A 13,697-nucleotide genomic window follows, 5' to 3' on the forward strand; every position below is an offset into this window, starting at 1 on the left:
TAAGACAAAGAGTATCATCTCTTAAATTTTAAAGAGAAGAGGCTTGAAGATTAGATTAATCGCCAATTGTTACTCGAATAATCTCAAGCTTTTTCTCAATCATATCAGGTATTGGTAAATTATAGGGGCATCTTGTTACGCAAACTCCACATTTAATGCAATTTTTTGCTTTTTGATATGCATCATAAAACCAGCCAGACTTTAGAGTATTAAAAGGCAGCCTTTTCATTGCTGAATCTGCATGGAGTATTACCCAAATAGGAATTTGCTGAGGACATGGCTGACAATAATTGCATCTTCTGCAAAATTCTTTGCCGAGCTCTTTTCGTATCCTTTCTATTTTTTTCATTTCATCATCAGTCAAAGGGCTAAGGTTCATTGCTACATTTACGTTTTGTTCTAATTCCTCAATAGTTTCTATTCCAGGGTCGGGTACAACAAATTCTTTTTGCAAGACGTATTTTAAAGATAGTGCAGCATTTGGGATAACACCACCACCAACTGGCTTCATTGCAATTATTCCAATATCTTTTTGGAGTGCTAATGGGAAAACTTTGTCTTCTACATCTGTTTCTATTATATTATAGCAAAGTTGGATCACATCAAATTTATCTGTATTTATTAACTTTTCAAGAATTTCTGTACTGTGGCTTGAAGCGCCGATAAATCTAATAAGTCCTTTTTCCTTTGCCTCAACCAGTCCCCAGTAAGCTCCATCTTCAGCAAAAACCCTATTGAATGTATCTATATCATTAACACCATGTAGCTGATAAATATCAATTTGTTCAACACCAAGATTTTTAAGGCTTATTTCAATATCCTTCAAAATTCCTTCTTTTGTTCTATTTTGTGATTTAGATGCTAAATAAATTTTTTTGGTAATTCCTTTTAGAGCTTTTCCGATTTTTATTTCACTATCTGTATAAGCTCTTGCAGTGTCAATTAAATTAATTCCAAGCTCTATAGCTCGTCGAATTACCTTGATAGCAGACTCCTCGTCAATTCTTTGAATAGGAATGCCACCAAATGCTATTGGAAATATTTCAATATTTGTTCTTCCAAGTCTCCTGTACTTCATAATATATTCCCCCTTATCAAGCTATTGTTTTCATCAATTAACTGCACAGAACACAAATGATAATAAAGTCCTTTTTTAGCAAAAAGTTCTTCATGTGTGCCTATTTCCACAATTTCGCCATCTTTCAAAACTATAATCTTATCTGCCTTTTTTACAGTAGATAACCGGTGGGCAATGATTAGAATTGTCCTTGTACCTGCTAAGTTGTTTATGGCTTCTTGAATTTCTTTTTCTGTTTCTGTATCAACAGAAGAAGTTGCTTCATCTAAGATTAATATCGGTGCATTTTTCAAAACAGCTCTTGCAATTGCCAAGCGCTGCTTCTGACCTCCAGAAAGCTTTACCCCTCTTTCACCGATTACTGTGTCGTAACCCTGGGGCAGATTTTGGATAAAGTCGTGAGCACAGGCAATTTTTGCTGCTTGAATTATTTCATCCATGGTAGCATTTTCTTTTCCATATCCAATATTTTGAGCAACTGTTCCATTGAACAAAAACACATCCTGCATTACCATACTGATATTATCATGCAGAGATTTCAATGTAACATCCTTTATATCAATATCATCAATCTTGATTGTACCTGAATCTGGGTCATAAAAGCGATTTAAAAGATACATAATTGTTGTCTTTCCAACACCTGTTGGGCCAACAAATGCAACCATTTGTCCTGGTAGAATTTCAAATGAGATATTCTTCAGAACTTGAATGTCAGGATTATATGAAAATGATACATTTTCAAATGTGATTTTTCCTTTAACATTTTTAAGTTCAATGGCATTTTCTTTTTCTTTGATTTGTGACTCTGTTTCAAGAATTTCAAATACCCTTTCAGCACCTGCTAAAGCCTGCTGAACATTTTCAATAACCTGTGATAGCGCAGTTACTGGTTGATAGAACATGCTAAGATACAAAATGAATCCCACAATATCTTGGATGGGCACTTTTCCTCTCAAAGCCATAAGTCCACCAACAGAAACTACTATCACTGTTCCAACAGAGCTTAGAAAACTTACAGTTGGACGAAATACTGCTGAGAGTTTGAGCGCACTCAAAAGTGCGTTAATGTGCCTGTAAATTTTTTCTTTTATTTTTAAAAGCTCTTTTTCCTGCTTGTTAAAAATCTGTATTTCACGGATACCTGAGAGATTGTCTTGCAAGTCAGCATTTAAATCTGCTAAGGCTTTTTGAGCTTCTCTGAAATTTGGCAAAATCTTTTTGGCAAAGACTGTGCCGCTCAAGATCAAAAATGGTATAGGAATTAAAGATAGCGCAGCAAGAACAGGGTTTATGATAAAAAGGATACACGCAACACCAAGGATTATAAGACCATTTGTTAATAGGTCTGGAACAGCATGTGCAATCAAAACTTCGAAGTTTGCAGTATCGTTTACAACTCTTGACATAAGCTGACCTGTCTGCTTATCAACAAAATATTTGAAGGAAAGCTGTTGAAGTTTGTCATATACCATAGTTCTGATATCTGCTACAAAGTGCCATGCTGCATAATGTGAGAGATAACTATTTAAAAACTGAAATACAATCCTTAAAATGTAAGATAAAATCAATATAAGAGAGATGTTGATTATCATTCTTTTTGCATTTGGATACTTGCTAATATTTGTAATTATTCCTGTCAAATCCCTCACAAGCCACGGACCAAGAAGGTTTAGTGCTGTGATTGCAAGCATGGATATACCAGAGACAACAAGATATTTCCAGTATGGTCTTGCCATCTTCACAAGCTTTATCAAATACCCCATACAATCATCTCCTTAAAAAACTTACTCAATGATTTCGAAAAGTCCAAATCCCTGAGAATTTTTTGAACCAAGTCCGCAGTAATATGCTACCTCCATTATTATTGGGTCAGTTTCAATTGTATAAAAACCAAGCCAGCCTTTTATGGGCGTCTTTTTAAAAAGCATGGGTTTAAAGTGTGATTTTTCTTCAACCTTCAGTGGTTTTAAATCAAATCTAAAGCTTTTTTCGTCAAAGTCTTTTATTAAAAGCTTGCATTTTTTCATCAGGTTTTGAGAAATGAGGTTATAAAACTCATCATCAAAAGGAGTAAAAAAGTGCTTGTATTCTGAATTTTCGTTTCTGATTGTTTTGTATGCGCACATAGGAGATAACATTTTTATTTTATGGAAACTTGAAAATTTTGGTCTTTTAAGCATGTTTGCAGATGTCACATATAGTATATTATCTTTTAGATAAATTTGGTCTTTTTTTAAAAGCCCAGTTGAAAACTTTGTTATAAAATCCTCAACAGGTGAAGAGATTATAAGTGAAACTTTTTTGTCAAAAATTATCTTTTTGTTTGAATCATTTCCCACAATTTTAAATGGTCCTTCTAAGCGAGAAAATGAAAACAATTTAAAGTTTTTCAAATCAACCTCATATCCCTTATCATGTAAAAATGTTGCATAGATTTTATCATCAATAGTATTGTATATCATGGACTGGACAAAGTAGTTGTAATGAATAGGAAGTTCTATTGGCTTTTGGGATTCAAAGTCTACTTTTATTCTCATATTTCGCTCCCTTTCCTTAAAATGAAGTTTTGTTTTCCATAAAAATATTTTATCAGGAAAATCAAGAATTTGCACGGCAGCTTTTGAAAAGACATATCAAAATTTTAGTGTTTATTTAATTTTTTTAAGTGAATATAGCAAAACATCTCTCTTGATGATATTATAAATTTTAAAAGAACCAGCTTAAAAAGAAGGAGGCTTAAAAGATGCCAATAACCTTTAACCCACAAACAAATATGTTTTTCATAGAAGCAAAGAACACAAGCTATGTGATAAAGCTTTTCAAAGGAAAGTTTTTGTCCCATGTTTATTGGGGGAAAAAAATTAAAGAATTTGAGTGGACAGATTTTGATGTGACAGGAGGAAGAGCATTTGGTGCAACACCTGACCCAAATGACAAAACATACTCATTTGATACAATGCTTTTAGAATACCCTGCATATGGAAATTCAGATTTCAGACACCCTGCATATCAGATAGAACAGGAAGACGGCTCTCGCATTACAAACTTAGTTTACAAAACTCACAGAATCTATGATGGAAAGCCCAAACTTGAAGGTCTTCCAACAACATATGTTGAGTCACCTGATGAAGCCCAGACACTGGAGATAGAGCTTTATGATGATTTGATTGATTTGAAAGTCACATTGATTTATACAGCCTACAAAGATTATGATGCAATAACAAGAAGCGTAAGGTTTGAGAACTTAGGAAAACAAACTCTCAAAATCCTTCGTGCAATGAGCGCGTGTGTTGACTTTCCAGAAGGGGATTTTGAACTTTTGCATCTTTGGGGTTCATGGGCAAGAGAAAGATACATCGAGAGAACTCCACTTATTCACGGAACCCAGGTAATTGAAAGTGCAAGAGGCGAAAGCTCACATCAGCACAACCCATTTATAGCACTTTTGTCAAAGGATGCAACCGAAAAACATGGCGATGTGTATGGCTTTTCTCTTGTCTATAGTGGAAACTTTGCTGCAATTGTGGAAAAAGACCAGTACAATCTTGTAAGAGTCACTATGGGAATAAATCCATTTGAGTTTACATGGGTTTTAGAGCCGCAAAGCAGTTTTCAGACACCAGAGGTTGTGATGGTTTACTCTAATGAGGGCTTAGGAGGAATGTCTCGCACATACCACAAGCTTTACAGAAAAAGACTTTGCAGAGGAGCATATCGGGATAAAAGAAGACCAATTCTGATTAACAACTGGGAGGCTACATATTTCAATTTCAATGAAGAAAAACTTCTTTCTTTGGCAAAAGAGGCAAAAGATCTTGGGATTGAGCTGTTTGTTTTAGATGATGGTTGGTTTGGTAAAAGAGACGATGATACAAGCTCACTTGGAGACTGGTTTGTTGACAGAAGAAAGCTTCCAAACGGTTTGGACGGGCTTGGGAAAAAGTTAAATGAAATGGGGCTCAAATTTGGACTGTGGTTTGAGCCTGAGATGGTTTCGCCTGATAGCGAACTTTACAGAAAGCATCCTGATTGGTGCATACAGGTACGAGGAAGAACGTTGACACAATGCAGAAACCAGTACGTTTTGGACATCACAAGAGAAGATGTTAGAAAAGAAATTTTAAGGATGATGAAAGAGATTCTAAAAGCAGCTCCAATTGAATATATCAAGTGGGACATGAACAGGCCCTTAACAGAGATAGGTTCGCTTGAGCTCCCACCAGAGAGACAAAAAGAGGTCTTCCACAGATATGTTCTGGGACTTTATCAAATGATGGAAGAGCTGACAATGGAGTTTCCACATATTTTGTTTGAAGGATGTTCTGGCGGTGGTGGAAGGTTTGATCCGGGAATTTTGTATTACATGCCTCAAATTTGGACGAGTGATGACACAGACGCAATCGAAAGGCTTAAAATCCAGTTTGGAACAAGCATAGTTTATCCTGCATCAACTATGGGTGCGCATGTATCAATTGTGCCAAACCATCAGGTTGGCAGGATAACACCAATGAAGACAAGAGGGGTTGTAGCGCTTTCAGGCTGTTTTGGATATGAACTTGATTTAACAAAGCTATCTCAAGAGGACAAAGAAGAGATTAAGAGACAAATTGAGCTTTATAAGAGAATATGGCATATAGTATTTGAAGGAGATTTGTACAGATTAATTTCTCCATTTGAGGGAAATAGCGCTGCATGGATGTATGTGACAGAGGATAAGAAAGAGGCAGTTGTATTCTATGTTGAAATTTTAAGGCAGCCAAACCCACCAATCAAAAGGTTAAAATTAGATGGTCTTGACCCCAGCAAGAGCTATTTAATTGAAGGTGAGCAAAAAACAAGGTTTGGCGATGAGCTTATGAACATAGGGCTTATGATTCCTCAGATGTGGGGTGATTTTAATTCTCATATGTGGATTTTAAAAGCAGTTGATTAGATTTAGATTTGGTAGTATAATTGTAAAAAAGCAGGAAAGTGTGGTTCTATGATAAGGAAACTTTCAAATGCTGATTTTAAAACCCTTATGGATTTTGTCCGAAAGGAAAAAGAGTGGAATATTTTTATAATCGGCGATATTTTAAGTTTTGGTTTTGACTCACCAGTTGTTGAGGTTTGGGGAGAATTTGACGTTATCTCTGGGAATTTAAAAGCAGTTCTTCTTCGCTATCGCAGAGATTTGATCTTCTATTCAAATTCTGACAGCTGGGACATTGACTCATTTTGCAACATAATACTTACAACAAAGTGCAAAGTTTTTTCTGGTAAAAAGGATGTTATTATGCCGTTTTTGAAAGCACTGAATGTGCTTAATAAAAGAGAGCAGCTTTTTATGAAGCTTGACAGCAGTGTAGATAAGAATAAATTAGAACTTTCTCAGGAAGAATTTGAAAAGGTCAGGGTAATAAATAAGGACAATTTAGAAGAAAACCTTGACAAGCTTGAACTGATAGTATACCTATATCAGTCTATAGAAGAATTTTTAAATCCCTCAACGTTTGAACAGCTAAGACAGGATGTTTTGATGGAAAGAAGTAGAATATATTATATTGAAGAAGATGGAATGGTTGTATCATCAGCACGAACAGGTGCAGAAATTGCAGACATGGCAATGGTTTTAAGTGTTTGCACAATGCACGAGTATCGTTCAAGAGGATATGCTACTATGTGCATGAAAAGACTTTGCAGTGATTTGATAAAAGAAGGAAAATCGCTTTGCTTGTTTTGTGACAATCCAAAAGCTGCCAATATATACAGAAAAATTGGTTTTCAGCAGATTGGCACGTGGGTAACATTGGGATTGTAAAGTATTTGTTTTAGTCAATCTTAACCACCTGGGAATAGGCAGGTGGTTCTTATTTTTTAAATTTTTGGTTGTAGTTGTATGGATTTAGTGATATAATATAGCAAAATAAAAATGGTGAGCAAACCATGAAAAAATTTGTTCTCTTTTCAGTAGTTTTTTTAAGCTTAATCTTAGCGCCTATCTTATTTACAATTTTTTTGTTTAGTCTTTTATTTTCACAAGACAGCGGTGTAAAAGAATTCGAAGAAAATTTTAACATAAGACTTCCAAGAGGTACAGTTTCAGAAAAAATATATGACGATTATGGTGGTTTTCACAATGATGGTATGAAACTTTACAAATTTGTTTTTACTCCCAAAGGTATGAAAAGTTTTGTTTCATACATCAAAAAACAAAAAAGCTGGAAAAAACTCCCTTTAAGTCAAGCATATCAAGCACTAATATATGGCGGAGAAGTTAAAGATTTTTCTGGCAATGTTACAGGATTTGGAGGCTTTGTAAAAGAAGTTGGTCTTCCTAAAATTTCTGAGGGATTTTGGAAAGCAATTGGTGACAAGTCGGTTATCACAGCAAGGTTTATAGATTATGAAAACCTCGATACTAAAACTCTTATCAACCTTAATTCATATGATTTTTATTTGGCAATCTACGATACAAAAAAAGGGATACTTTATATGCTCCATGTTAATACTTGAAAAACTTTTTTATATAAAAAAAGAAACAATATGTAAAAGGTTTTCAGAGCAAAAAACTGGTTGGATATTAATTACATTTCATTTGAGCAACTTCTCGGTCAAGTTTGTAAAACATGATTTATCTTTTGCTTATAAATGGAATAAACAACTTTTTTGTTTTATGTATCGTTGGTAATATTTTCTTCAATAACCTCTTTACAAAAAATTTATATTGACTTAGCTATAAAATCTGCTGCTACAATTGAAAAATTTTATTTTTACATTGGAGTTGCCAAATATAAGCTCAAATTTTTGTTTTAATGGAGGTTAAAAATGAAAGATTATAGGAATTATGCTGTTAGGAATTGCAATTATTCTATTTGGAATTGCTTACGAAGTAACGTTAATTGGTTATAGCCCAGCAGAATTTTTGCGATTTATAGTAAAAACATTTAAATTTATAGGCATTATTGTTACACTAATTGGTTATTTTGAAGCAGAAAAAAAATAATCGAGCAGATAGTTACTTTTATTTTTATAAAATTTTGATTGTAGCCTCAGGAATTTAATGATATAATGTAATAAAGTAAAAAAATGGAGGTTAAAATTTTGAATAATAAAAATGTTACCTATGTTCTGGTTGCTTTAATTATAGGGATTTCTTTTACAATCTCTTCTTACTTTTTATCAAACGGGCTTATAAATTTAAGGGCAGAAAGAAAGGTCATTACAGTAACAGGCTCTGCAAAAAAACAGCTTCGCTCTGACCTTGTCAAGTGGACAGGGATGTACACTGTTGTGGCAAAAGATTTAAAAGAAGCTTACAGACTTCTTGAAGAAAGTCAAAAGAAAGTGAAAACCTATTTCCTTTCAAAAGGTTTATCAGAAAAAGATTTAATATTTTCTTCAATTTCAACTCAAACAATATACGAGATGCTTCCAAATGGAATATATTCAACAAAAGTTGATAGCTACAAGCTTTCGCAAAGCATTCAAATTACATCAAAAGATGTAGACAAGATTACAGATCTTTCTCGAAAGTCAACAGAGCTTATAAACTCCGGTGTTCAGTTTGAGTCTATGCCACCTCAGTATTATTACACAAAGCTTGCAGATTTGAAAATTCAAATGCTTTCTTTAGCGACAGAAGATGCTGTAAGAAGAGCAAAACAGATTGCAAAGAGCACAGGAAGTAGCGTTGAAAGATTAAAATCTGCTTCTATGGGTGTTTTTCAGATAACTCCGCTTTATTCAACTGAAGTTAGTGACTATGGAATAAATGATACAACATCAATAGATAAAGAAATAACTGCTGTTGTGAACTGTGAGTTTATAATAAAATAAGTGGCAAAAAGCCCCTTCCAGTTTCCTAAGAAAGTTGGAAGGGGTTTTAATATTCAAACTCAATCCCAAACGGTTTTAATGCTCTTGGCAAGATTCCATGGACATATGCAATCATTAGACCATAGTTTGTTATTGGCACACCCTGTTTTTTAGCAAGTTCTACTCTAAATAGCATCTCTCTTCGTGTTATCATACACCCACCACAGTGGATTATAAGCTTATACTTTGTGAGGTCTTTTGGATAATTGTAGCCTGATACCCACTCAAAGTTTATATCAAATCCAGCTATCTGGCGGAGCCACCTTGGAATTTTAACAGTTCCAATATCATCTGATTGCCTGTGGTGTGTACATGCCTCGGCAATCAAAACTGTATCTCCAGGTTTTAAATCTTTAATTTTCCTGACTCCCTCAACAAACTCCACCAAATCCCCTTTGTATCTTGCAAACAAAATTGAAAATGAAGTAAGAGGAATATCAGGTGGGGTGTCTGCGTCAACCTTTAAAAAAGCTTGTGAGTCTGTGATTACAATTGCAGGTTTTTTACCAAGATTTTCGATAGTTTCTTTAAGCTCGTATTCCTTTGTCACAATTGCAATTGCATCAGAATCCAGAATATCTCTTATTGTCTGCTGCTGAGGCAAAATCAATCTTCCTTTTGGGGCAGCTTTGTCAATTGGCACAACTAAAACTGCAAAGTCGCCTGGGTTTATCAAATCTCCTACTATTCGCAAATCCTCACCAACATCTGGAACAAGCTTTGAAAGTGCATTTTTTAGCTCATCAATGCCTTTTAAAGTGGCACATGACACAGCTAAAAATGGCATTCCCAAACTTGACTGCAAAAAAGAAAGTTTTTCTTTGTAATTTGGGTCTTTGTCAATTTTATTCAAAACACCAATTCTTGGCACTTTTTTCTCATCAAATAGTTTTACAAGCTGTTTTTCATACGTGAAATCATCAATGTCAGATACCACTAAAATAGCAATATCTGTTTTGTTCAAAACCTCCAGTGTCTTTTCAATCCTGAGCTTGCCAAGTATGCCTTCATCGTCAATTCCTGCTGTGTCAATCAAAACAACAGGCCCGAGCGGCAAGATTTCCATTGATTTGTATACAGGGTCGGTAGTAGTTCCTGGCATGTCAGACACAATCGCAATTGGCTGGTTTGTGATGGCATTGATTAAGCTTGACTTACCAGCGTTTCGCTTTCCAAATATAGCTATGTGAAGCCTTTCACTGCGCGGTGTCGTGTTCATCTTAAAGTCAGTCCTTTCTGTAAGATTTCATTCTTTAAACTTTATAAACTCAAAAGGATTCAAAAGCTCTTGTGCTTCTTTTTCATCCATAATATTTAGCTCTTTGACAACATCAATTATCTGTTTGTTCTCAAGAATAGCCTTTTTTGCAATTTCTGCTGCCTTGTCATATCCAATCCTGTCAATTAAGCTTGCTGCAATAGCAGGAGTCTTTTTTGCATACTCTAAACATTTTTCTTTGTTTGCTGTTATACCATCTATACACTGCTGCCTGAAAATTTTAATACCGTTTTTGAGAATTTTAAGACTTTCAAGAAGATTGTTTGCTATCAGAGGTAAAAAAGCATTCAGCTCAAGCTGACCAGCTTGTGCTGCTAAAGTTATCGCAAAGTCATTTGCCATCACCTGAAAAGCTACTGTGTTTATAAGCTCTGGTATAACAGGATTTACCTTTCCTGGCATAATACTTGAACCTGCCTGAACAGCTGGCAGGTTTATCTCATTAAAGCCCGTGTTTGGGCCAGAGGAAAGAAGACGAAGATCATTTGCAATTTTTGAGAGATTTACTGCTAATGCTTTCAAAAGCCCAGAGCATTCAACAAAAACGTCTGCGTTCTGTGTTGCGTCCATAAGATAGTCTGAACGAGCCAAGCCGATTTTGGTTAAAGTTCTTAATATTTCTATCACCTTAAAAATGTATTTCAAAGGTGCGTTTACTCCTGTGCCAACAGCAGTTGCACCAAGATTGACCACTCTTAGCCGCTCTTCAACCTTGTATAGTCTCCATCTGTCGCGTGAGATAGCTTGGGCATATGCACCAAACTCCTGACCAAGTGTTACAGGCAGGGCATCCTGCAGCTGTGTTCTTCCTGCCTTGATTACATCTTCAAATTCATGCTCTTTTTTCTGAAGGCTTTTTTGAAGCTCTGCACATTCTTCTGAAAGTTCTCTTACATTCCATATAGTGGCAATTCGCAAGGCTGTAGGGTACACATCGTTTGTTGACTGTGACATATTAACATGGTTGATTGGATGAATTATGTCATACTCACCCGGTTTTCTTCCAATGTGAATTAAGGCTACGTTTGCAATAACTTCGTTTACATTCATATTTGTAGATGTTCCCGCACCGCCCTGGAATCTGTCTACAATGAACTGGTCATCATATTTTCCTGCCAGAATTTCGTCACATGCAAAGACAATAGCATCTTTAATTTTTTCATCCAAAAGACCAACTTCATAATTTGCAATTGCGCACGCTTTTTTGACCATGACAAGCGATTTTATTAAATCTTTGTCAACGCTCTTTCCAGAAACATTGAAATTAGCAAAAGCGCGTTTTGTGTGAATTCCATAAAGCTCAAGGTCAGAAAGCTCAATACTGCCCAAGAAATCTTTTTCTATTCTTGACATTGCTGTATATCTCTCCTGATTAAATGTATTTTAAAATTGTCCTATATTAATCAACATCAAATATTATATCATATCGATAAAAATTCAGGTGAAAAAGACACGATTTTAAAAGTACTTTCTTTAATTGCGGAATTTTAAAGCTTTGCGAGAGGTTTTTATGTCCAATAATGGTAACTTTGAATCAGTTTACAATAGTCATTTAAGGTGACTTTTCCCTTTGGATTTATGTTTGTTTTGTTAGTGTGTAATTAGAGTGCAAAAAATATAGTAATTGGTTTAATTTAAAAACAGAAAACAGCCCAGGGTAAATTTTCATCTTTGGCAAGACAAAATAATGCAAGATTGAGTGCAAAATATTGCAAAAAAAACAATATTGTGAATTGAAATTAAAAATAGCAGTTATAAATTATAATTAAAGGTTCTTAAATGAAATAGAATTAAAAAACGAAAGGGTGAGAAGATATGGTCAAAAAATTACTAAAAAAGGGAAGGTACAAAAGAATCGTGATTAGTGCTATTGTGTTTTTTACATTACTCTTACTGAACCTTAGTGATGCGTTTGCAGAAAATACAGTTACGTATGTTGAACTTCCAGTTAAAAAGGTAAGTCAGACATATTCAAATTGGTGCTGGGCAGCAGGGAGCGAGTCAATACTTTACTATTGCAAAAACTATTTAGGTTTTGGGGAAGAAGCAACACAGTGGGATATAGTGAAATATATTTATGGAAGCTATGTAAATAAACCTGCATCTCTTTATGATATACAAAGAGCACTGAGCTATTATGGTGTTGGTTCTTCACGCATGATACCAGTAAGGGCTGGATAATTTCATATAGGCAAATTGCAAAGCAAATTGTAAATTTTAAAAGTCCAATAGGATTAGAAATTACAGCAACAGTAAGTCAAAGTCATTTTGTTGTTTTAAATGGTATATGGCAATATTTTGACGCAAATGGATATCTACAAAATTATATTATGGTTATGGATCCAGCTGTGGGTAGAATAGTTAGTATTCCTGATTCTGAGTTGAGGGATAATGACAATTACCAGGATTACATAGATGCGATAAGAGTATTTAAACCATATTGATATAACAGGGGGGTGAAATAGAATGAAAAAGAATAAGGTATATATTGGTTTTGTAATGACCTTTTTGTTGCTTTTCTTTACGACATTTTCAGCTACTGGAGCAGGCTATTCAATCGAACACAATGATGAAATTAATATACTCAGAAGGCAGTATTTAGCCGAGTCATGGCTCAAGCTTTATATCAGTACTCTTATTAAAAATTATATAAAAGACTCACCTACGCTGCAATCGTTAAATGAAATAACAAATATCAATGGACCGTATGACATTGAAAAATTCAAGTTGAGCAAAGAGTATGAATATTACAGGGTATTTCATATTCCAACTGAAGTTAAGATAGCTGAAAATGGGCGCCCATATCATATTGTAAGAGATGAGGTAAAAGAAAAAGTTAAAAATTTGAGATTTAACTCTTGGAAAGATGTTTTTAATACTGAATTTGTAGACAATGGATGGGCAAGAATTGTATATTACGATAATATACCTGTTGGATATCTTCTTATCGAGTGGGATAGTAAAATGAACAATTATATAGTGAATACTGGAGTGTTTGGGAATGATTCATTGGGTAATGCAGTAAATAATTTGGAAAAATATTTGGTACAACGGGGCATGAAAAGTGATGTAAAAATTGTCAATATTGAAGAAATGACATTATACGCAGTATCAGGTGATGGAAATTGGTGGTGTGCTGGTGCAAAAGGTTACGAAAATCATATATGGGATTTTGGCATAATAAAAGATGCATTAAATAAAATACCAGTTCAAATTTTAAACGCTATAGAAGAAAGAAGTAGATTGATGAGGGAAGCTCCTGAAAAGATAATGATAGGTGGTGAAGACCCATCAAAAACATTATACTTTATTGCTGCCAAAAAAGAGAGAGCTCAGAATGTTATGATTGCTATATACTTGCTAATTCTAACTGCTATTGTTGTTATATGCTCAAAGTGGAAATTTTCTTACCAGCATCTATTTTACAAACATGTTAGAAATATACAGAAATGAAACTATGTTCAAAAATAATTCAAACAAATA

11 protein-coding genes are annotated in these 13,697 nt (G+C 34.5%); 6 read left to right on the top strand and 5 right to left on the bottom strand.

All coding sequences use genetic code 11. The features are described 5' to 3' along the window. Positions 1–55 precede the first annotated feature (55 nt). The 3 genes from ATHE_RS02295 to cas6 are packed head-to-tail and all read right to left on the bottom strand — an operon-like array spanning position 56 to position 3,615. Entirely contained in the window at positions 56–1,078 is a 1,023-nt protein-coding gene (locus tag ATHE_RS02295; RefSeq protein ID WP_015907060.1) for an aldo/keto reductase, read from the bottom strand. Next, entirely contained in the window at positions 1,075–2,841 is a 1,767-nt protein-coding gene (locus ATHE_RS02300) for an ABC transporter ATP-binding protein (protein WP_015907061.1), read from the bottom strand. Before ATHE_RS02300 ends, ATHE_RS02295 begins: the two co-directional genes overlap by 4 nt. Before the next feature lie 21 nt (positions 2,842–2,862). Next, positions 2,863–3,615 (bottom strand): CRISPR-associated endoribonuclease Cas6, encoded by a 753-nt coding sequence (gene cas6, locus ATHE_RS02305; protein ID WP_015907062.1) that lies wholly within the window; start codon positions 3,613–3,615, stop codon positions 2,863–2,865. Positions 3,616–3,821: 206 nt separating this feature from the next. On the opposite strand from cas6, the gene ATHE_RS02310 reads away from it, so the two are divergent. The 4 genes from ATHE_RS02310 to ATHE_RS02330 all read left to right on the top strand — a co-directional run bounded on the left by ATHE_RS02310 (position 3,822) and on the right by ATHE_RS02330 (position 8,896). After that, positions 3,822–6,011, top strand: coding sequence for an alpha-galactosidase (locus tag ATHE_RS02310; RefSeq protein ID WP_015907063.1), 2,190 nt, complete (start codon positions 3,822–3,824; stop codon positions 6,009–6,011). Between the two features lie 48 nt (positions 6,012–6,059). Further along, positions 6,060–6,878, top strand: a complete 819-nt coding sequence (locus tag ATHE_RS02315) for a GNAT family N-acetyltransferase (RefSeq protein WP_015907064.1) — start codon at positions 6,060–6,062, stop codon at positions 6,876–6,878. Positions 6,879–7,003: 125 nt separating this feature from the next. Continuing rightward, on the top strand, positions 7,004–7,573 hold the full coding sequence (locus ATHE_RS02320) for a hypothetical protein (RefSeq protein WP_015907065.1): 570 nt from the start codon (positions 7,004–7,006) through the stop codon (positions 7,571–7,573). A 588-nt stretch (positions 7,574–8,161) separates the two neighbouring features. Continuing rightward, positions 8,162–8,896, top strand: a complete 735-nt coding sequence (locus ATHE_RS02330; RefSeq protein ID WP_015907067.1) for an SIMPL domain-containing protein — start codon at positions 8,162–8,164, stop codon at positions 8,894–8,896. A gap of 46 nt (positions 8,897–8,942) precedes the next feature. Here the strand turns inward: ATHE_RS02330 and hydF are convergent, their stop codons facing one another. Then, on the bottom strand, positions 8,943–10,154 hold the full coding sequence (hydF, locus tag ATHE_RS02335) for a [FeFe] hydrogenase H-cluster maturation GTPase HydF (protein ID WP_015907068.1): 1,212 nt from the start codon (positions 10,152–10,154) through the stop codon (positions 8,943–8,945). Positions 10,155–10,181: 27 nt separating this feature from the next. Beyond that, positions 10,182–11,567 carry an aspartate ammonia-lyase gene (locus ATHE_RS02340; protein ID WP_015907069.1) on the bottom strand — a complete coding sequence of 462 codons (1,386 nt, stop codon included), beginning with the start codon at positions 11,565–11,567 and terminating at the stop codon, positions 10,182–10,184. 462 nt (positions 11,568–12,029) lie between these two features. Between ATHE_RS02340 and ATHE_RS15200 the strand changes: the two genes are divergently transcribed. Beyond that, on the top strand, positions 12,030–12,395 hold the full coding sequence (locus ATHE_RS15200) for a hypothetical protein (RefSeq protein WP_015907070.1): 366 nt from the start codon (positions 12,030–12,032) through the stop codon (positions 12,393–12,395). A 285-nt stretch (positions 12,396–12,680) separates the two neighbouring features. After that, entirely contained in the window at positions 12,681–13,667 is a 987-nt protein-coding gene (locus tag ATHE_RS02350; RefSeq protein ID WP_015907071.1) for a hypothetical protein, read from the top strand. The last annotated feature ends 30 nt before the right edge of the window (positions 13,668–13,697 follow it).

It is taken from the genome of Caldicellulosiruptor bescii DSM 6725, from assembly GCF_000022325.1.
GTDB lineage: Bacteria > Bacillota > Thermoanaerobacteria > Caldicellulosiruptorales > Caldicellulosiruptoraceae > Caldicellulosiruptor > Caldicellulosiruptor bescii.

Bases quoted from the DNA above. Each gene is read 5' to 3' on its own strand.
- ATHE_RS02320 (WP_015907065.1), top strand. From the start codon at position 7,004: ATGAAAAAATTTGTTCTCTTTTCAGTAGTTTTTTTAAGCTTAATCTTA.
- ATHE_RS02350 (WP_015907071.1), top strand. From the start codon at position 12,681: ATGAAAAAGAATAAGGTATATATTGGTTTTGTAATGACCTTTTTGTTG.
- cas6 (WP_015907062.1), bottom strand. From the start codon at position 3,615: ATGAGAATAAAAGTAGACTTTGAATCCCAAAAGCCAATAGAACTTCCT.
- ATHE_RS15200 (WP_015907070.1), top strand. From the start codon at position 12,030: ATGGTCAAAAAATTACTAAAAAAGGGAAGGTACAAAAGAATCGTGATT.
- ATHE_RS02300 (WP_015907061.1), bottom strand. From the start codon at position 2,841: ATGGGGTATTTGATAAAGCTTGTGAAGATGGCAAGACCATACTGGAAA.
- ATHE_RS02340 (WP_015907069.1), bottom strand. From the start codon at position 11,567: ATGTCAAGAATAGAAAAAGATTTCTTGGGCAGTATTGAGCTTTCTGAC.
- ATHE_RS02310 (WP_015907063.1), top strand. From the start codon at position 3,822: ATGCCAATAACCTTTAACCCACAAACAAATATGTTTTTCATAGAAGCA.
- ATHE_RS02315 (WP_015907064.1), top strand. From the start codon at position 6,060: ATGATAAGGAAACTTTCAAATGCTGATTTTAAAACCCTTATGGATTTT.
- hydF (WP_015907068.1), bottom strand. From the start codon at position 10,154: ATGAACACGACACCGCGCAGTGAAAGGCTTCACATAGCTATATTTGGA.
- ATHE_RS02295 (WP_015907060.1), bottom strand. From the start codon at position 1,078: ATGAAGTACAGGAGACTTGGAAGAACAAATATTGAAATATTTCCAATA.